A 17,397-nucleotide genomic window follows, 5' to 3' on the forward strand; every position below is an offset into this window, starting at 1 on the left:
TTCCCCGCCCGCCGATCATGGTCACATGATTGTCAAAAGCTCAAGCCAACTTGAATTTCCGCCCGCATGCTCCATTGTAGCCGGCGGGACGGGCTTGGTCGTTATGGAGGATTGACCTATGGGACTCTTTGACAACGCCGTACCCGGCGGCAACATCACCAAACCGCTGATGATCGCGCTCGGCGCGCTGCTGGTGGGAAAGATGCTGAGCGGCAGAAGCGCCGAACAGACGAGTGCCGAAGAGACGGGCGAGCCCGCCCAGCCTCAAACGCCAGCCCCCACCGGAACCACGGCCTCAGGCGATGGCGGCCTGCTTGGCGGACTGGGCGGACTGCTCGACAAGCTCAAGAATGCCGGCCAAGGCAATGTTGCTGACTCATGGGTCGGCACCGGGCAGAACCAGCCGATCAACGCCAATGATCTGCGCAAGGCGATCGGCCCGCAGGTCATTCGAGAGATCGCGCAAAGGACCGGACTGGACGAGCAGGAGTTGCTCAAGCAATTGTCCACAGCCCTGCCCGGCATTGTCGACAGACTGACGCCGAACGGACAGGTGCCGCAGCAACACCAGGTCGCGTCCGCTTTCAACAGCTAGACTTCTGCGCCTGCATCACGCGCAAACACGCCCAGCACCGCCTTGCGGCTGTCGGGCGTTGCTCCGACCAGCGCGGCGAACCGCCTGGCAGTCGACGCATCGACCGGCGTGTAGACGGAAACCGAGAAATCACTGTCGCGGCCGCCCGGCTGCAGCGTGGCGAAATCGAACGACATCGCGCCGGCGACAGGGTGCCGGATGGATTTCCGCCAGATCGGTGGCTCGGCGATGTCGCGGCTGTTCCAGCACGTGGCGAACGCTTCGCTTGCCGCTTCCAGTGACGAAACCAGCGCAGCCAGCACCGGATCGCGAGTCATGGCGACAGTGGCAAGCCGGAACTGCGCCGCCGCCGAGCGCGAAACCTCCGGCCAGTCGACAAAGCGCTGCCGCCATTCCAGGTCGAGAAACAGCCGGGCGAGCAGGCTGCCGGACCACTCATCATCCGTCTCGAAATCCCCGAGCAGCACCGCCGCCGGGTGGTTCCAGGCGACGACCTGCCAGTAGCGGTTGACGACATAGGCCGGGTGCGGCGCCAGCCCGTCGAGCAGGCTGAGCAACGGCGCGCTGGGCAGGCCTTGCGCGCCGAGCCGGTTTCGCCAATCGAGATCGGGCCGCGCCAATTGGAACAGATAAGCCTGCTCGGATCGGCTCAGCTTCAGCACCCGCGCCAGCGAGCGAAGCACCTTCGGCGATGCGTTCACCTCCCGCCCCTGCTCGAGCCAGGTGTACCAGGTGGTGCTGATCCCCGCCTCGGCGGCGACCTCTTCGCGCCTGAGGCCCGGTGCCCGGCGGCGGCCATTGGCGCCATCGACCCGCGGCAAGCGGTCCCGCCGCTCGCGCAGGAAGCGGGCAAGCTCATCGTGCCGTGGGCCGTCGTATGGCATGCAGTCACCTCCGATACCAGTATAAGCTATAGTCTTGTACTACTTTAAAGGAAAGCTAGGTTGCGGGCGATCGCAACATCAGCCCACGGGACTTCGACAATGAACGCGCTCAATGAAATCCGTCAGATCGACTACACCGTCATCTTCGCCCGCGACATGGCCGCCATGCGGCACTTCTACGGGGATGTGATGGAATTTGATCTGCAGCGCGAACTCGGCGACAGGTGGATCGAATATCGGGTCGGCCCGAACACGCTGGCCTTGACCAGCCTCGGCATGATGTTCAACGACACGCCGCAGCAGCGGGATGCGCTGTCGCTGCAGCTGGCATTCCGGGTGGCGCCGGAGATGGTCGCTGCCTGCGCCGAGGCGCTTCAGGCCAAGGGCGTGCAGCCGGTCCTGCCGCTCACCGACCAGGTCTGGGGCCACAGAACAGTGTTCTTCCGCGATCCGGACGGCAACGTTGTCGAGATATTCGCTGAGATCTGATGCGGATTGGGGAGGCTTGGAGCGGGTAGCGGGAATCGAACCCGCATATTCAGCTTGGAAGGCTGCTGCTCTACCACTGAGCTATACCCGCATCGTCCTCAAGGTTCGCGGGCTGGCAGTGGTGGAGAGGGTTGGATTCGAACCAACGTAAGCTAAGCTAACGGATTTACAGTCCGTCCCCTTTAACCACTCGGGCACCTCTCCAGCCTGCCGTCGAAGCCTTGCAACGAGGCATTCTCGCCGATCAGGTCGAAACCAGGGTTTTGTCCGAAATCAGCGAAGCGCCTTATGGCGGCAAGGCCAGTGGGTGTCAACCGCACCCCAAGGCAAAATGCGCTGATTTTGACAGCTCACCCGGCAAGCCGGCTTGCTGCCTGTATCCATGGCCCGGCGACGCGGCTATAGAAGCCGGCCATGAGCAATGACAACACGCCCAAGACCGCCAAAGACACCCACTACGCCAAGCTGCGCCGCGCCCATCGCGACGAGAAGGCCGGCGGCGCGCCTGCCTTCCGGCCGCGCCAGCCGGTGCCGCCGGGCGAGAACGCCGCCGACGGGCTGGTGCGGCTTTATGGCCTGCACACGGTGCGCGCCGCGCTCGACAATCCGCGCCGGCGGATCAGAAAGATGTTGGTGACGCGCAATGCCGCCGAGCGGCTGGCGATCGCCGACCTCGCCGCTTTGCCGTTCAAGGCCGAACTGGTCGAGCCGAAGGACATCGACAAGATCACCGGTTCGGACGCCGTCCACCAGGGCGTGCTGATCGAGGCCGAGCCATTGAAGCCCAAGCGCCTCGATGCGCTCGGCGATACCAAACTGGTGCTGGTGCTCGACCAGGTTACCGACCCGCACAATGTCGGCGCCATCCTGCGCTCGGCGGTCGCCTTCGGCGCCGGTGCGCTGATCACCACGGCCCGCCACAGCCCGCAGGAATCCGGCGTGCTGGCCAAATCCGCCTCCGGCGCGCTGGAACATATCGACCAGATCGAGGTGAAGAACCTGGCCGACGCGCTGGGACAGTTGCACGAAGCCGGCTTCCAGACCATTGGCCTCGATTCCGATGGGCCAGCGGAGCTCGAAACGAGTTTTTCAGGCGAAAAGATAGCCCTGGTGCTCGGCGCCGAAGGCAAGGGCCTGCGCCAGAAAACGCGCGAGACGGTGACGACACTCGCCCGCCTCGACATGCCCGGCGCCATCCGCTCGCTCAACGTGTCGAACGCCGCGGCGGTGAGCCTTTATGCGGCACGGAAATTCCTTGGAAAGTGAATGGTGAATGCTGAATGGAAAGCGTTCTGACCGTCACCGTTCACTATTCACCCACTTCATGCCCCGCCATCCGCTCCAGCGCCCGCACCAGCGCCGAATGATCCTCTTTCGCCCCGCCATTCGCCGCGCACGAGTTGAACAGCTGCTGCGTCGTCGAGGTGTTGGGCAATGAGACGCCGAGCGCCTTGGCGCCTTCCAGCGCCAGGCTGAGATCCTTCTGGTGCAGTTCGATGCGGAAGCCCGGCGCGAAGGTGCGCTTTATCATGCGCTCGCCATGCACCTCGAGGATGCGCGATGCTGCCAGCCCGCCCATCAGCGCCTGCCGGACCTTGGCGGGGTCGGCGCCGGCTTTTGCGGCAAAGACCAGCGCCTCGGCGACCGCCTCGATGGTCAGGGCCACGACGATCTGGTTGGCAACCTTGGTGGTCTGGCCGACGCCGTTCGGGCCGACAAGCGTGATGTTCTTGCCCATCTTTTCGAACACGGGCTTGGCGCGCTCGAACGCCTTGTCCTCGCCGCCGACCATGATGGTCAGCGACGCCGCCTTTGCGCCGACCTCGCCGCCCGACACCGGCGCGTCAAGATAGTCGCAGCCGAGATCGTTGATTTTCTTGGCGAAAACCTTGGTCTCGATCGGCGAGATCGAGCTCATGTCGATGACCAGCTTGCCCTTGCTCAGGCCGGAAGCGACACCGTTCTCGCCGAACAGCACCTCGGCTACCTGCGGGGTGTCGGGAACCATGGTGATGATGATATCCGCGGCCTTCGCCACTGCCGCGTGGCCGGTGATGCTTCTCAAGCCCTTGGCGACGAGATCGGCCGGCGGCTTCGAGCGGTGGTCGCTGGCAATGACGGCGTAGCCGGCATCCAGGAGATGCCCCGCCATCGGCGCGCCCATAATGCCAACGCCGATGAAGCCGATGGTTTCCATTGTTTTTCTCCAAATGACTGTGTGAAACGCCCCCTCATCCGGCCGCTACGCGGCCACCTTCTCCCCGTTGGGGAGAAGAGGCTGGCGCTAACCTCGGCGATCTCTTCTCCCCTCGGGGAGAAGGTGGCCCGAAGGGCCGGATGAGGGGGCTGCGACGCCTAAGCCGCCGCGCTCCCCTGCCCGTTAAGCTCGCGAAACCATCCCAACCCGGTCTCCGTCCCCATCTTCGGCTTGTACTCGGCCCCAACCCAGCCGGCATAACCAACCCTGTCGATATGCTCGTAGAGGAAGGGATAATTGATCTCGCCCGTCCCCGGCTCGTGACGGCCGGGATTGTCCGCAAGCTGGATATGCGCGATGCGGCCGAGGTTGGCCTCGATGGTGCGGGCGAGATCCCCCTCCATGATCTGCATGTGATAGATGTCGTATTGCAGGAACAGGTTCTTCGAGCCGACGCGGTCGATCAGCGCCAGCGCCTGGTTCGAATAGTTCAGGAAGAAGCCCGGGATGTCACGCGTGTTGATCGGCTCAATCAAAAGCCGGATGCCGGCCTGCTCCAGTTTCTCGGCCGCAAACGCCAGGTTTTCGGCAAAGGTATTTTCCAGCACCGAACGATCCACGCCCTGTGGCGCGATGCCGGCGAGGCAATTGACCTGCTCGCAGCCCAGCGCATGGGCATAGCTGATCGCCTTGGCGATGCCTTGCCGGAATTCCGGCACGCGGTCGGGTAGCACCGCGATGCCGCGCTCGCCCTTGCCCCAGTCGCCGGCCGGCAGGTTGAAAAGCACCTGGTTCAGGCCGTTCTTCTTCAGCCGCGCCGCAACGATCTCGGGCGCATGATCATAGGGGCCGATATATTCGACGCCCTTGAAGCCGGCGCGGGCGGCGGCATCGAAACGGTCGAGGAAATCGTGCTCGCCAAAGAGCATCGACAGATTGGCTGAAAAACGCGGCATTCTTTTTCTCCTTCTTCTGCTTGGCCCTAGGCGTGTTGAGATTCAGGTCAGGCAGAGTCGAAAACGGTGACTTTCGAGAACCGGAGCGGAACGTACTTTCTGTACGTGAGCACCGGAAGCGCAGGAAGGCGCCGTTTGCAGGCCTGTCTCACCTGAATATCGGCGCGCCTAATCGAGCAACACAATCGCCGTCGGCGCATCCTCATGGCTTTCGGCAAGGTCCTCGAATTCGGTGATCTTGTCGATTTCCGTGCCCATGGAAATGTTGGTGACGCGTTCGAGGATGAATTCGAGCACCACCGGCACCTGGTATTCCTTCATCAGCCGCTGCGCTTCCTTGAACGCGCCGGCGAACTCTTCCGGCTTGCGCACCCGCACCGCCTTGCAGCCCATGGCTTCGGCGACCGCGACATGGTCGACGCCGTAGCCGGCCTCCGGATCGTTGGAGCGGTTGACGTTCTCGAAGGCCAGGCTCACCTCGAAATCCATCGCAAAACCGCGCTGCGCCTGGCGGATCAGGCCGAGATAGGCGTTGTTCACGACGACGTGGATATACGGCAGTTTGTGCTGTGCGCCGGCCGCCAGTTCCTCGATCATGAACTGAAAATCATAGTCGCCCGACAGCGCTACGATGGTTCGGTCGGGATCGGCGGCGCGCACGCCAAGCGCCGCCGGCAGCGTCCAGCCGAGCGGGCCGGCCTGGCCGCAATTGATCCAGTTGCGCGGCTTGTAGACATGCAGGAACTGCGCCCCGGCGATCTGCGACAGGCCGATCGTGGTGACATAGGTGGTGTCGCGGCCGAACGCCTTGTTCATCTCCTCATAGACGCGCTGCGGCTTCAGCGGCACCTGCTCGAAATGCGTCTTGCGCTTCATCGTCTTCTTTCGGGCCTGGCATTCCTTCGCCCAGCCCGACCAGTCGCGCAGCTTTCCAGCCGTCTTCCACTCTGTGGCGACGTCGAGCAGCATCTTCAGTGCCGCACCGGCGTCCGAGACGACGCCGAGATCCGGCGCGAACACCCGGCCGATCTGGGTCGGTTCGATGTCGACATGGATGAATTTCTTGCCCTTGGTATAGACGTCGACCGAACCGGTGTGACGGTTGGCCCAGCGGTTGCCGATGCCGAAAACGAAGTCGGCTTCCAGCATGGTCGCATTGCCGTAGCGGTGCGAGGTCTGCAGCCCGCACATGCCGGCCATCAGCCGGTGATCGTCGGGGATCGTGCCCCAGCCCATCAATGTCGGTATGACCGGAACGCCGGTGATCTCGGCGAATTCGATCAGGAGATCGGACGCATCGGCATTGATGATGCCACCGCCGGCAACGATCAGCGGCTTTTCCGCGGCATTGAGCATCGCCAAGGCCTTTTCGGCCTGGGCGCGCGACATTGCCGGCTTGAACGGGACAAGCGGCTCGTAGGCATCGATCTCGAATTCGATCTCGGCCAGTTGCACATCGACCGGCAGGTCGATGAGCACCGGGCCCGGTCGCGACGAGCGCATGAGATGAAACGCCTTCTGCAGCGCCATCGGCACGAGATAGGGCTCCATGACCGTGACCGCCCATTTGGCGACGGGTGCGGCTATGGCGGCGATATCGACCGCCTGGAAATCCTCCTTGTTGAGCCGTGCCCGCGGCGCCTGACCGGTGATGCACAGGATCGGGATCGAGTCCGCCGCCGCCGAATAAAGCCCGGTGATCATATCGGTGCCGGCCGGGCCCGAGGTGCCGATGCACAGCCCGATATTGCCGGATTTGGCTCTCGTGTAGCCTTCGGCCATATGCGAGGCCGCTTCGACGTGACGAGCCAGGATGTGGCGGATCGAGCCCCTCGCCTTCAGGGCCGAATAGAACGGATTGATCGCCGCGCCCGGCACACCGAAGCCGCAGGAAACGCCTTCCTTTTCGAGAACGAGAACCGCTGCATCGACAGCGCGCATCCTGGCCATGTCCAGCCTCCGCAAATTGTTGGTCGACCGACAATGCCCGTATGGTTTTCATTTTTCAATTTTTTCAGAATAATTTTTCATTTCTAGAAAACGGCTCCTGTCCACTGATTTCGCTGGCTTTTTCGTTTTCCATGAATCCGGCCATCAAAATCGATGAAAAAGTTTTTCATTGCGATTTGGGCGAAACCGGCGACAATGCCGCCATGGAAACCAGCGAAAAACGCCAGCGCGGCCGGCCGCGCGCTTTCAACGGTCCGTCCGAGGCCGGTTCTGTACAGTCGCTGGACCGGGCCTTGCGCATCCTGGCCATCGTCGCTGAAGGCAGTGGCCTGTCGCTGAGCGAGATTTCGGCGCGTAGCGAGCTCGCGGCGTCCACCGCCTACCGCATGCTGACGACGCTGCAGAACCACGGCATGGTCGAGTTCGATACATCGGACCAGCTGTGGTCGATCGGCGTCGAGACCTACCGCATGGGTGCCGCCTTCCTGCGCCGCCGCAAGCTTGTCGACAGGGCCCGCGTGGTCATGCAGGAATTGATGGAGAAGACCGGTGAAACCGCCAATCTCGGCGTCGCCGAGGACGATTGCGTCGTTTTCGTCAGCCAGGTCGAGACCCATCAGGCGATCCGCGCCTTCTTCCGCCCGGGCACGCGCAGCTCCTTCCATGCCTCGGGCATCGGCAAGGCGGTGCTGGCGCAGCTCGAGCCGGAACGCGTCGCCGCCATCCTGCGCAAGTCGGGCCTGCAGCGCTTCACCGACAAGACGCTGTCCGACATTTCGGCGCTGGCCCATGACCTGGCTGTCATCAAGCACCGCGGCTGGTCGGTCGACGACGAGGAGCGGCATCCCGGCATGCGCTGCGTGGCCGCCGCCATTTTCAACGAGTTCGGCGAGCCGATCGGCGGTGTCTCGGTCTCCGGACCGACGGTGCGGGTGACGATGGAGCGGCTGGACGAGATCGGGCCGCTGGTGCGCGACGCCGCCGCTGAGGTGACGAGGATGATCGGCGGGTTCCGATTATAATGCGGAGAACGCTTCAGCTTTTGCTCGCCGCTTCACTGTGCGGATGCGTGGCGACGGCGCCCGAGCCCGCCCCTGTCTCCCAGCAAGTCAGCGAGATTCCGATCTCGCTCGCTTTGGAGGAGACAATCACGATCGGCATTCGCCAGCATTTACATGATCCTGTATCCGCCAAATTCGGGACGATGCTTGCCGGCGAGCGAACGCTCGACGGCCGCCGCGAAATCCTGGTCTGCGGCCATGTCGCTGCAAAGACGTCGTCCGGTGGTCATACAACAGACCAACCGTTCGCCGCCAAGATCTATCCGGATGAAGGAAGCAGCTTCGAACTCATCGCCATGGGGGATCAATCGCAGAATGCGAGTGTTGCCCGCATCTGCCGTGCAGCGGGATTGCCGATCTCCAAACCGTAGCCCGCACCGCGGCGCGCTCAAATCAGGAAGGAGGGGCTGCGTACAGCCCCTCCTTTCCGTGTGGGGGTGCCTCCTCTTAAAGGCGGCAATAGTGGCGGTAGCCGTCATAGCCGACATAGGTGTCGGAGTACGGATCGTAACTGGCGTAGCGGTTGGCGCAGCGGCGGACGTGCCAGGAGCCACCCTCGTCGTCGACATAGACGGTGCGGGGCTGATTGAGCAGGCTGCCGAGGACGAAGCCGCCGACGCCGGCGGCGATGCCGATGCCGATTTCGCGGTTGTGGTGATGGCTGTGGGCGGCCGAGGGCTGGACGGTGCCGACCAGCGAGGTGGCGGCGACGGTGCTGGCGATGAGGGCAGAAGCGATTTTGCGCGTGAACATGACGATCTCCTTGTTTCGTTGCGAGAGGCGATCCATCCGCCTCTTGATCATCAGTCGCGGCGAGCAGGAAAAAGGTTCGAGGTTTTTGAAGATTTTTCTCTCGGACCAGAGAACTTTCTGCGGTCGACGTTTCGTCACTCGCGAAATCTTCGCGCGACAGCGCTGAAATCTTATGTTGCCGGTAACCGGGTGGCCCACATCAGTGGCGCCGTCGCTCGCAAAAAAAGGCGGCCGAAGCCGCCCTTCCGCGAGGCAGGTCGTCTCGCTCAAAGGAAGATGATCACTTTCCCGTGGTGATGATGATGCTTGTGGTGATGGTGCTGGTGGTGATGGTTCCACCACCACCAGGGCTTGTCGTGGTGCTTGTGATGATGGTGGTGATGATGGCCGTGAGCGGAGGACGACTGCACGGTACCGGCGAGCGCGCCGGTGGCGACGAAGATGGCGACCAGGCCCGAAGTAAGAGTGCGCTTCAACATGATGATCTCCTTGATCGAGGCGACCATTCGCCTCTGGAGATCAGTCGTCGCGGCGCGGCGAAAGGTTCGAGGTTTTTGGGGGAATAGGGAGTGGTGAGTAGGCATTAGATTGGACCCTGTCCGTGGCCCCTAAGCCCTACTCACTACTGACCACTGCTTGTCTCTCATCCCATCCCAGTCACATGCCGCAGCCAAAACGCCATCGCGATAAAACCGAGGATGGCGGCGATGCCGGTCCAGTCGACATTGGCGCTCTTCACGTCCTTGATGAGCTTTACCGCAAGCAGCCAGGCAATGACGACAAGCGGCAGGATGATGACAAGTCTGATCATGCGACACCCCGTTCGATGCGTTTGCACCTGAGAAATATGTAGGGATCGCATTGGCGGTTTTCAGCATGGCGGCCCGCCCACCTCGGCGGGGTCCATTAGCGATCGAAAACGGAGTTTTGTCTTTACTGGCGCACGAAATATGCTAACCGGAGCGCCATGCCCTTGTAGCTCAGCTGGTAGAGCAGCGGTTTTGTAAACCGAAGGTCGGCGGTTCGATTCCGTCCGGGGGCACCATCCTTCGCTCTTCGAGCTTCGGATGGCGGGCCATCCTTCGAAGCTCGACCGATAGTTCAATTCGGGGCAGCTGGCAGCAGCGGCATCAGGCTAACTCGCAACCGTTGATCCTGCGACCTTCTAAGAAAACGTCGCAGCCTGAGTGGCTGCCGTACTGCCACCGAACGTGTTTCTCACCCTGACCGATCTGTATACATAGGCGGCCCAGATCCCTGTGACTATGAAGGATGCCAAAGGTGTAACCAGAGCCCCTCCGGCAAGCAAACGGTCTACCGGGACACCAAGCACAGTCGATATCCAAACTGCGTCCAGTATGAACAAGAGAGGGATCGCAAACCACAGACATATGAACAGCTGCGGGAAGCGGTGGCTTCGCCGCAGCATCGAAACAAGCACGACCAGCTGAAGCACCAGAAATGCCAGATTGAGGGCTGCCTCGCCATAGATGGCCAAGGCCCCGTTGGGCACTGTAACAAGCTGTTGGTAGGTTTTGACCAGACTGGCCATATCGACAAGTGTGCGCAACGGCGAAAGGGACAGGCTGATCGCCAGCAGGATCAGCCAGCCGCCGAACCCCACGAGGTCATCTGGGCTCTGTGAGGATTTGCGCGACGACCGGACGGCGAAGAAAACCGGCACGCCAATCAGCAACAGAAGTATCGCCCAATGCCACATTTACCCACCCTCGAATGCATCCCTGGGTTGTTTAGCTCGCCACCTCTGGATTGTGCAAGCGTTTTTACAGAGATCAAGGCATCGTAGAGATTTTCGGGTTAGGTTTGCAGAGGACGCTTTCGTCGCTCGCAATGGCCGCATCTCACCCCAAGTCAAAATGCCGCGGAAAGGCCTGGTGCAGCAGGAGCAGCATGGTCTTGCGCAGCACGTCGGTGTCGCGGCTGGACGGGTTGAGATGGTCCCAATACCAGGCGCCGTGAACCAGATAATTCAGGCTCTCCGACAGCGTGTCTATGTCGACGCCGGTGTAACCGCCGCTGCGCGAAATCTCGATCAGCAGTTCGCGCGCTTCGGCCGTGTAGGCGAGATCGCTGGGCAGGCCTATCTCGTTGTAGAGCTGCATGCTCTTGCGGTCGCTGGAGAACACGACGAAGACCGACACCCAATTCGGATGCTGGCGGGCAAAGCGTTGCGCGCAATCGACCGCGCCCAAGACCCGCTCGACCGGCGACAGGCCGGGCCCCCGCACCAGCGTCAGCCACAGCGCGTCATATTGGTCGCTGAGATATTGCAGGACGGCCCGGAACAGGTTCTCCTTGCTGCGAAAATGAAAGACCACCAGTGCGTTGGACGAGCCGACATGCCCGGCAATGCGCTGCATGGTGACGCTGGCCAGCCCCTCCTCCGCGATGAGCTCGATGGTGGCGTCGATGATGCGCTGGACGCTCGCTTCGCCGCGCTCGCGCCGGCGGTCCTTGGGCGCGGCGTCGTTCGCCGCACCCTTGGCCGCCTTGCTTTTTCCCGCATCCGGAGTGGCTATGCGTTGCGCCATTGTCGTCAGGCCTTTCCCCGGCGGCCGAAACATCCCGCCGCTGCCTTGGCATGCCGGCGCTCTGCGGACTCACAGCGTCGGGCGTGTCCCGGCATTCGTGTACCACTGACCACGAGCCGTCTCATAGGCCATACCCGCCCGGAACACGTCAGCGTCGCTATAGGTGCGGCCGACAATCTGGATGCCTGTCGGCACGCCGTTGGCGGCGCGGCCCGACGGGATCGACAGAACCGGGCAGCGGCTCAGCATGTTGAACGGCGTCGTCATCACCCAGCCCAGCGACGGGTTCACCTCTCGTCCATTGATTTCGACCTTGCCTTTGGTCTGATCGAATTCCGCCGGCACTGCGGGAAGCGCATTGGTCGGGCAGATCAGCACATCGTATTTTTCCAGCAACGGCCCCAGCGTCTGGTACATCCTGGCCGCCACGTCCAAAGTTGCGACAAAGTCCGTGGCCTTCGACTTCTGGCCGTCCTGCGCAAACTGCCTGGCATAGCTGGTCATGTCCTTGCCGTTCTTGGCGAGCAGCGGCGACAGCGAGGCGCCGAAGAGATGTTCGAGATAGGCCATGCCGGCCTTGAGCACCTCGTCGCCCCAGCCGAGGTCCACCTCCTCGACGGTGGCGCCGAGCGAGCGGAACACATCGCAGGCAGCGAGCGTGTTCTTGCGCACGTCCGCATCCACCTCGAAGGACCCGAGATCCATGGAGAATGCGATCTTCCAACCCTTGATCGGCTTGTAGTCGAGCGGCAGGCGCAGTTTCGGGCGCAGCGTGGCGATGTCGAGCGGGCTCGGCCCGGCCATGACGTTCTGCAGCAGGATCGCATCCCCGACGTTTCGGGCCAAGGGCCCGGTGTGGCAGAAAAAATCGAGATTGAACGGCGGCTCATCGGGATTGCGGCCGTAAGGCGGCTTGAAGCCGACCAGGCCGCAGGCCGAGGCAGGGATGCGGATTGAGCCCGCTATGTCCGAGCCGGTTGCGATCGACGACGTGCCGGAGGCCAGCGTTGCCGCCGAACCGCCCGACGAACCGCCCGGCGTGAAATCCGGGTTCCAGGGGTTGCGCGTGACGCCCCAGCGCTTCGACCAGGTATAACCGGCGCAGCTGAATTCGGGCGTCGCGGTGCGGGCGTGGACGATGCCGCCGGCCTTCATGACACGCTCGTTCATGGTCGAGGTATGGCCGCCAATGGCGTCCCCGGACAGCAGCGAGCCATGCGAGGTCGGCTTGCCCTTGATGTAGCTCTCATCCTTGATGCCGATCGGCAGGCCCTCGAGCGCGCCGGTCCTGGCGCCTCTGGCGTATTTCGCCTCGGCTTTTCTGGCGAGATCCATCGCCTCGTCGAAATGCGTGAAGGTGAGGCAATTGATCGTTTCTTTCGTCGCCTCGGCGCGGCGGATGGTGGCCTGCATCAGTTCCAGAGGCGACAGTTTCTTCGCCTTGAACAGCCGCAACGCCTCGCTGGCCGGCATGTAGCAAAGGTCGAGATCGGACATAAAAAATCTCCCGCGGCGGCTTTACGGCATCTGGCATTGGGGATGGCCGAGCCGCGATGCGCGGCCCGATGTTGGTCAGCTTCGGCTGGCGGCGCTGCTATTTCTGCAGATCGGTCCAGATCCTGGTGTAGAGCGCCTGGACGTCGGCGGGACAGGCCGACATGAATTGGCCCTTGTCGGCAAATTCGGCCGGAACATCCACTTCGGGCGCGCCCTTCATATCGGCCGGCAGGAAGGGCTCGGAGCCCTTGATGCCATTGGCGTAGTGCGCGAAGGCCGAGATCATCGCTGCATTCCTGGGGTCCATGATGAAATTCTGGAAGAGCTTGGCGTTCTCGACGTTCTTGGCATCCTTGAGCACCGCGACATTGTCCATCCAGATTGGAAAGCCCTCCTTGGGATAGCCGTAGACGATCTTGTCGTTCTCCAGCCGCTCGCGCAGCGATATGCCGTTCCAGTTGACGCCGGCGGCAATGTCGCCCCTGCCGAGACCGTCGACGGCCGCATAGTCGAGCGACAGCCATTTCGCTTTCGCCTCGATGAGCTTGTCATGCACCTTTTTCAAAAGCACCTTGTCGTCGGTGCAGTACTTACCGCCCTCATAGGCAATGGCGAGGAACATGATGTCTCCCATTTCGGGCACGACATTGATCTTGCCCACGAGTTCCGGCGGCGGATCGAGGAAAATCGCCGAGGTGTTCGGATCGCCCGCATAGACCGATTTGTTGACCGAGATGCCGGTCGTGCCCCATTGCCACGGCACCGAATATTTGCGGCCGGGGTCGAACGGCACGTCGACCCATCTCGGATCGACGTTTCTAAAGTTCTCCATCGTGTTGGGATCGGTTTCCAAGAGCAGGCCTTCGCTGATCCAGATCGGCATCACGCTGGCCGATGGAACGACGATGTCATAGCCGGAAGCGCCCTGGCGGACCTTGGCCAGAGCCGTATCGTTGGAGTCGTAGTCGGTGACGGTAACCTTGACCTTGTAGGTTTCCTCGAACTTCTTGATCAGGTCCGGGCTGGTGTAGTTGCCCCAATTGTAGATTTGGAGTTCGCCCTCGGCGCGGGCAATGCCGGTCATCGCCAGCAGCGACAGGCCGAGCGCCGTGGCGGTCGATTTCAACTGCATGCTTGTGTCTCCCATTGTTGGGACCGGCGGGATTGCGCCTCGAGTCCCTAAGTTCCCTTCGTCCTGGTGATCATTCACCGGCGAATGCCGGCTGACCAACTCGGTATCTCGGGCAACGGTATTAATTACTAAACATACAGTCAATATCTTTTAGCGACACAACTGCATCATCGGCACCGGCAGTGCGCCGGCGAAGCCGACATGATATGGTCAAGGTTGGGCCATTGATGAATTGGGGCAAGCCGTGGCGTGAGCGCCGCAGCCTGCAGGGCTTGGATCACGGTCATGCGCCTTTTTCTGGCGGTCGTGCTGCTGATGACCATGGCGCTCTTCTCCGCTGCGCGCGGCGAAGAGCGGATAGCGCTGGTTGTCGCCAATCCGGCCTCTGAGGGCTCACCGGCAATCGCCAACGCCGACCTCAGTGCCGAACTCGTTGCAGCGACACTACGATCGCTTGGCTTCACCGTCCGGCAGGTGTCGGATGGCGACCGCGCCGATGTCGCGCGCGCCATGCATGATTTCGCCCAATCCCTGGCCAAACCGGACTCCGTCGGCATCTTCTACTATGTCGGCCACACCGCGCAGGCCAACGGCAGGAACTATTTACTGACGCGCGGCACCCGGATCGATTCAAAGGAAACGGTCGACCAGACGGCATTGCCCCTCGATCTGTTCATGCAGGCGCTCGAGGCAACCCCGACATTGAAGGTGGTTCTGCTCGACAATCCCGGCGATGGCCACAACCCTACTTCCGGCGTGATGCAGGGTCTGGCGGCGGTCGATCCCCTCACCCACGCCATCGTCGCTCTGTCGGCCAAACCCGGAACCGTTGCACTGGACGAAGCCCGCCCCGTCACCGTATTTGCCGATGCGCTCACCGCTGCGCTGGTCAAGCGCGGCGCGGACATAGCCATCATCCTCGCCTCGGTCAGGCAAACCACTATCGACAAAACGTCAGGCGCCCAGTGGCCATGGATGGCATATGGCCGCTAGGCAGACGCTGCCTTTGTGCTGACGCCGGACCAGGTGGCCGGCGCGGCACCGGCGCTGCCGCTTGTGCCGGAACCGGCACCGCCGGCGATGGCGAGCGGCGGCTACATCTCGGGGAGTGGCGGTTGGGAGCCTGACGGCAGCGACTACGCCGATGGCAGCGGTCAGGAGCCCTACCCCATGGACGTTGCACCGGGCTCCGGCAGTCCCGATGCCGCGATGGGCGACAGCGCCAAGGAGGCGGCGCTCTACGAGGAATACAAACGCCAGGAACAGCAGCGCCAATTGCAGGAAGAGCAGGCTCGGCAACGATACGAAGAGGAAAAGCAACGTCTTGAAGACGCAGCTGCGGCCGCTGCCCAGAACAATCTCGGCGGGACCTATCCGCAGGATGGCGGAGCCACCGGCGCCGAACCGCCCCCCGATAAGGCAGGGATCCCCCCTGAGGACGGCATGACATCGGCCCCGCCACCCGCGACCGGCGCCGAAAGTCCGCCGGAGGCGCAGGCGCCACCGAAACCAGCGCCGCCGCCCATCGACCAGGCGCAAAGCCCTCCTTCCGGCGGCGCCCTTCCACAACCCGAGACGGGCGCTGTCGAGGTGGTGCGCCATCCAACCATCGATGCGCCGGATGAGATTGTCGCCGGCGAGACGGTGACCGTTTCGATCGCCCTACCGAAGAGCAATTCACGCCCGAAGTGAAGGTGAAGGCAGCGCCGGGCTCGTCGGTGACGGAAGATGGCGCCCTGGCCATGGCGATGCCGGCGGGAACCGAGCAATGGCCGATCGATATCGATCTGTTCGCCTCCGGCTTCGATCTCGCTGACGGCGGCAAATGGAGCCGACGGACGACGCTCTACCGCCAGGGCGACAGCGACTTCGTCCGCTTCGACGTCAAGGCGCGGCCGATCGCCAAGGACAGCAAGCCGGCCCAGTTCATCGCGCGCATCTACAGCGCCGGGAGGTTCCTGGGATCGGCATCGCGGTCGGTTATCATTCGCCGCACCGCGCCTGTCGAGGCAGCCGCTCTGAGCGCCACAGCCGAACGCTCCGCAGCACCTGCCATGCTGATGCTGGCCGCAGCGGCGCCGCAGCCGGCGGTAACTGGCAATGTGACGCTCGGCGGCGCAGCCGGCGATGACGTCCCCGATCTCGACGTGACCATCCTCTATGACGATCCGAGCGGGCTGGGTTCGGGGCAGATCATCATCCATTCGCCGCATCTGGCCGGTCCGGTGACCGATACGTTCTCGACGCCACCTGAGATGGCGGCATGGCTGGACTCCGAATACCGCCGCCTGCTGCAGCTCGGATTGAGCCTGCGCGGCGCCGTTTCGCTGCAGCAGCCTGCCGCAAGCAGCGATACGGGGGCGCAAAAGCGCTTTGTCACGCTCGCCGCCGAAGGTTTTGGCGATGCGCTCTACCGCGACTATGTGCCGAAACCGTTCAAGGACGTGTTCTGGTCGCTGCGCGGCAAAGGCGAACTCCATTCGATCCAGATCACCTCGAACAGCCCGACGCTGCCCTGGGAATTGATCCGCCCGCGCAGCGCCGACGGCGCCGTCGCCGACGGTTTTCTCGGCATGGGCTACCGGCTGGCGCGCTGGGCTCCGCGCAGCAGTGCCTCACAGGTCGACAACCCGCTCGACCGCATGACCTTCACCGGCGTCGCGGCTGTCGCGCCCTCCTATGTCGACAAACGCTCGCTGCGCTTTCAGCAGGACGAGATCGCGGCACTGAGCAAGCTTGCCGGCTACCGCCGCTTCGATGGCGATTTCATCTCTTTCGAGAAACTGGTCGGCGAAGTCTCGACCGGTTTCATTCATTTCTCCGGCCATGGCGAGGTCAACCAGCCGAGCAGCGGCCGGCCGGTCTTTGCCATCGATCTCGTCGATCAGTCGCTCGACCCGGATACATGGGCCGCGCTGGTCGCGACCGCGCATGGCAAGGGCAATCCGTTCTACTTCTTCAACGCCTGCGACACCGGCCGTTCGCAGATGCTCGGCGGCTTCGTGCAAGGCTGGGGTCCGGCAGTGCTGGCGGGCGGCGCTTCCGGCTTCATCGGCGGCATGTGGCCACTGACCGACCGCGCGGCAGCGGCCTTCTCGACCGATTTCTATGGCGGCATCAGCACGCGGATCAAGGACGGGCCGGTCTATCTGGCCGAGATCCTGCAGGATGTCCGCAGAGAATTCTACCGGACCGGCGATCCGACCTATCTCGCCTACACATTCTACGGCAACGCCAATCTGAGGATTGTCGCGCAGTAGGCGACGGATCGTCGTTGGCAGATTGGCTTCAGCCTACAACGCGTTTTGCGGGCATGGCACGCCGGCGCCGC

General features: G+C 62.8%; 19 protein-coding genes and 3 tRNA genes. 9 read left to right on the forward strand and 13 right to left on the reverse strand.

Annotated elements, in window-relative coordinates; all coding sequences use genetic code 11:
- The first annotated feature begins 118 nt into the window (after window positions 1-118).
- Entirely contained in the window at window positions 119-595 is a 477-nt protein-coding gene (locus AC3CCE_RS19830; RefSeq protein WP_352513689.1) for a YidB family protein, read from the forward strand.
- On the opposite strand, the gene AC3CCE_RS19835 is transcribed toward AC3CCE_RS19830, so the two are convergent.
- A complete protein-coding gene (locus AC3CCE_RS19835; RefSeq protein ID WP_352513688.1) occupies window positions 592-1,479 on the reverse strand; it encodes a helix-turn-helix transcriptional regulator in 888 nt (295 codons plus the stop codon). The genes AC3CCE_RS19830 and AC3CCE_RS19835 overlap by 4 nt on opposite strands.
- A 99-nt stretch (window positions 1,480-1,578) precedes the next feature.
- Here AC3CCE_RS19835 and AC3CCE_RS19840 point away from each other — a divergent pair, with 99 nt between their 5' ends.
- Window positions 1,579-1,968, forward strand: a complete 390-nt coding sequence (locus tag AC3CCE_RS19840) for a VOC family protein (RefSeq protein ID WP_027050439.1) — start codon at window positions 1,579-1,581, stop codon at window positions 1,966-1,968.
- Between the two features lie 17 nt (window positions 1,969-1,985).
- On the opposite strand, the gene AC3CCE_RS19845 is transcribed toward AC3CCE_RS19840, so the two are convergent.
- Together AC3CCE_RS19845 and AC3CCE_RS19850 are read right to left on the reverse strand one after the other, a co-directional pair.
- Window positions 1,986-2,059, reverse strand: a tRNA-Gly gene (locus AC3CCE_RS19845).
- Between the two features lie 28 nt (window positions 2,060-2,087).
- Window positions 2,088-2,172, reverse strand: a tRNA-Tyr gene (locus AC3CCE_RS19850).
- A gap of 210 nt (window positions 2,173-2,382) precedes the next feature.
- Here AC3CCE_RS19850 and AC3CCE_RS19855 point away from each other — a divergent pair.
- Window positions 2,383-3,234, forward strand: coding sequence for a TrmH family RNA methyltransferase (locus AC3CCE_RS19855; protein WP_352625819.1), 852 nt, complete (start codon window positions 2,383-2,385; stop codon window positions 3,232-3,234).
- Between the two features lie 43 nt (window positions 3,235-3,277).
- Here the strand turns inward: AC3CCE_RS19855 and AC3CCE_RS19860 are convergent, their stop codons facing one another.
- The 3 genes from AC3CCE_RS19860 to gcl form a co-directional block, all read right to left on the reverse strand.
- Window positions 3,278-4,165: a 2-hydroxy-3-oxopropionate reductase gene (locus AC3CCE_RS19860; RefSeq protein WP_352625818.1), complete on the reverse strand. Its 888-nt coding sequence runs from the start codon at window positions 4,163-4,165 to the stop codon at window positions 3,278-3,280.
- Between the two features lie 158 nt (window positions 4,166-4,323).
- Window positions 4,324-5,121: a hydroxypyruvate isomerase gene (gene hyi / locus AC3CCE_RS19865; protein WP_352625817.1), complete on the reverse strand. Its 798-nt coding sequence runs from the start codon at window positions 5,119-5,121 to the stop codon at window positions 4,324-4,326.
- A gap of 168 nt (window positions 5,122-5,289) precedes the next feature.
- Window positions 5,290-7,071: a glyoxylate carboligase gene (gene gcl, locus AC3CCE_RS19870; RefSeq protein WP_352625816.1), complete on the reverse strand. Its 1,782-nt coding sequence runs from the start codon at window positions 7,069-7,071 to the stop codon at window positions 5,290-5,292.
- Window positions 7,072-7,274: 203 nt separating this feature from the next.
- Between gcl and bhcR the strand changes: the two genes are divergently transcribed.
- On the forward strand, window positions 7,275-8,093 hold the full coding sequence (gene bhcR / locus AC3CCE_RS19875) for an HTH-type transcriptional regulator BhcR (RefSeq protein ID WP_023681470.1): 819 nt from the start codon (window positions 7,275-7,277) through the stop codon (window positions 8,091-8,093).
- A 47-nt stretch (window positions 8,094-8,140) separates the two neighbouring features.
- Window positions 8,141-8,503 (forward strand): hypothetical protein, encoded by a 363-nt coding sequence (locus AC3CCE_RS19880; protein WP_352625814.1) that lies wholly within the window; start codon window positions 8,141-8,143, stop codon window positions 8,501-8,503.
- Window positions 8,504-8,579: 76 nt separating this feature from the next.
- On the opposite strand, the gene AC3CCE_RS19885 is transcribed toward AC3CCE_RS19880, so the two are convergent.
- The 3 genes from AC3CCE_RS19885 to AC3CCE_RS19895 all read right to left on the reverse strand — a co-directional run bounded on the left by AC3CCE_RS19885 (window position 8,580) and on the right by AC3CCE_RS19895 (window position 9,696).
- On the reverse strand, window positions 8,580-8,885 hold the full coding sequence (locus tag AC3CCE_RS19885; protein ID WP_023738913.1) for a BA14K family protein: 306 nt from the start codon (window positions 8,883-8,885) through the stop codon (window positions 8,580-8,582).
- Between the two features lie 266 nt (window positions 8,886-9,151).
- Window positions 9,152-9,364, reverse strand: a complete 213-nt coding sequence (locus AC3CCE_RS19890; protein WP_352625813.1) for a hypothetical protein — start codon at window positions 9,362-9,364, stop codon at window positions 9,152-9,154.
- Between the two features lie 164 nt (window positions 9,365-9,528).
- Complete coding sequence (locus AC3CCE_RS19895; protein ID WP_023681475.1) at window positions 9,529-9,696, reverse strand: hypothetical protein; 168 nt, start codon at window positions 9,694-9,696, stop codon at window positions 9,529-9,531.
- A gap of 158 nt (window positions 9,697-9,854) precedes the next feature.
- Between AC3CCE_RS19895 and AC3CCE_RS19900 the strand changes: the two genes are divergently transcribed.
- A tRNA-Thr gene (locus AC3CCE_RS19900) sits at window positions 9,855-9,930 on the forward strand.
- Window positions 9,931-10,050: 120 nt separating this feature from the next.
- Here AC3CCE_RS19900 and AC3CCE_RS19905 read toward each other — a convergent pair.
- From AC3CCE_RS19905 to AC3CCE_RS19920, 4 genes are all read right to left on the reverse strand, one after another.
- The gene (locus tag AC3CCE_RS19905) at window positions 10,051-10,581 is read right to left on the reverse strand and encodes a DUF2569 family protein (RefSeq protein ID WP_352625812.1); all 531 of its coding nucleotides are present in this window, start codon (window positions 10,579-10,581) and stop codon (window positions 10,051-10,053) included.
- A gap of 166 nt (window positions 10,582-10,747) precedes the next feature.
- Window positions 10,748-11,437 carry a TetR/AcrR family transcriptional regulator gene (locus tag AC3CCE_RS19910; protein WP_352625811.1) on the reverse strand — a complete coding sequence of 230 codons (690 nt, stop codon included), beginning with the start codon at window positions 11,435-11,437 and terminating at the stop codon, window positions 10,748-10,750.
- A 69-nt stretch (window positions 11,438-11,506) separates the two neighbouring features.
- A complete protein-coding gene (locus tag AC3CCE_RS19915; protein ID WP_352625810.1) occupies window positions 11,507-12,934 on the reverse strand; it encodes an amidase in 1,428 nt (475 codons plus the stop codon).
- A 97-nt stretch (window positions 12,935-13,031) separates the two neighbouring features.
- Window positions 13,032-14,066, reverse strand: coding sequence for an extracellular solute-binding protein (locus AC3CCE_RS19920; protein WP_023688398.1), 1,035 nt, complete (start codon window positions 14,064-14,066; stop codon window positions 13,032-13,034).
- A gap of 285 nt (window positions 14,067-14,351) precedes the next feature.
- On the opposite strand from AC3CCE_RS19920, the gene AC3CCE_RS19925 reads away from it, so the two are divergent.
- From AC3CCE_RS19925 to AC3CCE_RS19935, 3 genes are read left to right on the forward strand one after another with little or no spacing between them, the layout of a single operon-like run.
- Window positions 14,352-15,059: a caspase family protein gene (locus AC3CCE_RS19925; protein ID WP_352625809.1), complete on the forward strand. Its 708-nt coding sequence runs from the start codon at window positions 14,352-14,354 to the stop codon at window positions 15,057-15,059.
- Between the two features lie 15 nt (window positions 15,060-15,074).
- Entirely contained in the window at window positions 15,075-15,758 is a 684-nt protein-coding gene (locus AC3CCE_RS19930; RefSeq protein WP_352625808.1) for a hypothetical protein, read from the forward strand.
- On the forward strand, window positions 15,755-17,326 hold the full coding sequence (locus AC3CCE_RS19935; protein WP_488377185.1) for a CHAT domain-containing protein: 1,572 nt from the start codon (window positions 15,755-15,757) through the stop codon (window positions 17,324-17,326). The genes AC3CCE_RS19930 and AC3CCE_RS19935 overlap by 4 nt, the downstream gene beginning before the upstream one ends.
- Window positions 17,327-17,397 lie beyond the last annotated feature (71 nt).

This window comes from Mesorhizobium sp. P160187, from assembly GCF_057766425.1.

Coding starts and splice junctions, on each gene's coding strand:
- AC3CCE_RS19830 (WP_352513689.1), top strand. CDS start 119: ATGGGACTCTTTGACAACGCCGTACCCGGCGGCAACATCACCAAACCG.
- AC3CCE_RS19835 (WP_352513688.1), bottom strand. CDS start 1,479: ATGCCATACGACGGCCCACGGCACGATGAGCTTGCCCGCTTCCTGCGC.
- AC3CCE_RS19840 (WP_027050439.1), top strand. CDS start 1,579: ATGAACGCGCTCAATGAAATCCGTCAGATCGACTACACCGTCATCTTC.
- AC3CCE_RS19855 (WP_352625819.1), top strand. CDS start 2,383: ATGAGCAATGACAACACGCCCAAGACCGCCAAAGACACCCACTACGCC.
- AC3CCE_RS19860 (WP_352625818.1), bottom strand. CDS start 4,165: ATGGAAACCATCGGCTTCATCGGCGTTGGCATTATGGGCGCGCCGATG.
- hyi (WP_352625817.1), bottom strand. CDS start 5,121: ATGCCGCGTTTTTCAGCCAATCTGTCGATGCTCTTTGGCGAGCACGAT.
- gcl (WP_352625816.1), bottom strand. CDS start 7,071: ATGGCCAGGATGCGCGCTGTCGATGCAGCGGTTCTCGTTCTCGAAAAG.
- bhcR (WP_023681470.1), top strand. CDS start 7,275: ATGGAAACCAGCGAAAAACGCCAGCGCGGCCGGCCGCGCGCTTTCAAC.
- AC3CCE_RS19885 (WP_023738913.1), bottom strand. CDS start 8,885: ATGTTCACGCGCAAAATCGCTTCTGCCCTCATCGCCAGCACCGTCGCC.
- AC3CCE_RS19890 (WP_352625813.1), bottom strand. CDS start 9,364: ATGTTGAAGCGCACTCTTACTTCGGGCCTGGTCGCCATCTTCGTCGCC.
- AC3CCE_RS19895 (WP_023681475.1), bottom strand. CDS start 9,696: ATGATCAGACTTGTCATCATCCTGCCGCTTGTCGTCATTGCCTGGCTG.
- AC3CCE_RS19910 (WP_352625811.1), bottom strand. CDS start 11,437: ATGGCGCAACGCATAGCCACTCCGGATGCGGGAAAAAGCAAGGCGGCC.
- AC3CCE_RS19915 (WP_352625810.1), bottom strand. CDS start 12,934: ATGTCCGATCTCGACCTTTGCTACATGCCGGCCAGCGAGGCGTTGCGG.
- AC3CCE_RS19920 (WP_023688398.1), bottom strand. CDS start 14,066: ATGCAGTTGAAATCGACCGCCACGGCGCTCGGCCTGTCGCTGCTGGCG.
- AC3CCE_RS19925 (WP_352625809.1), top strand. CDS start 14,352: ATGCGCCTTTTTCTGGCGGTCGTGCTGCTGATGACCATGGCGCTCTTC.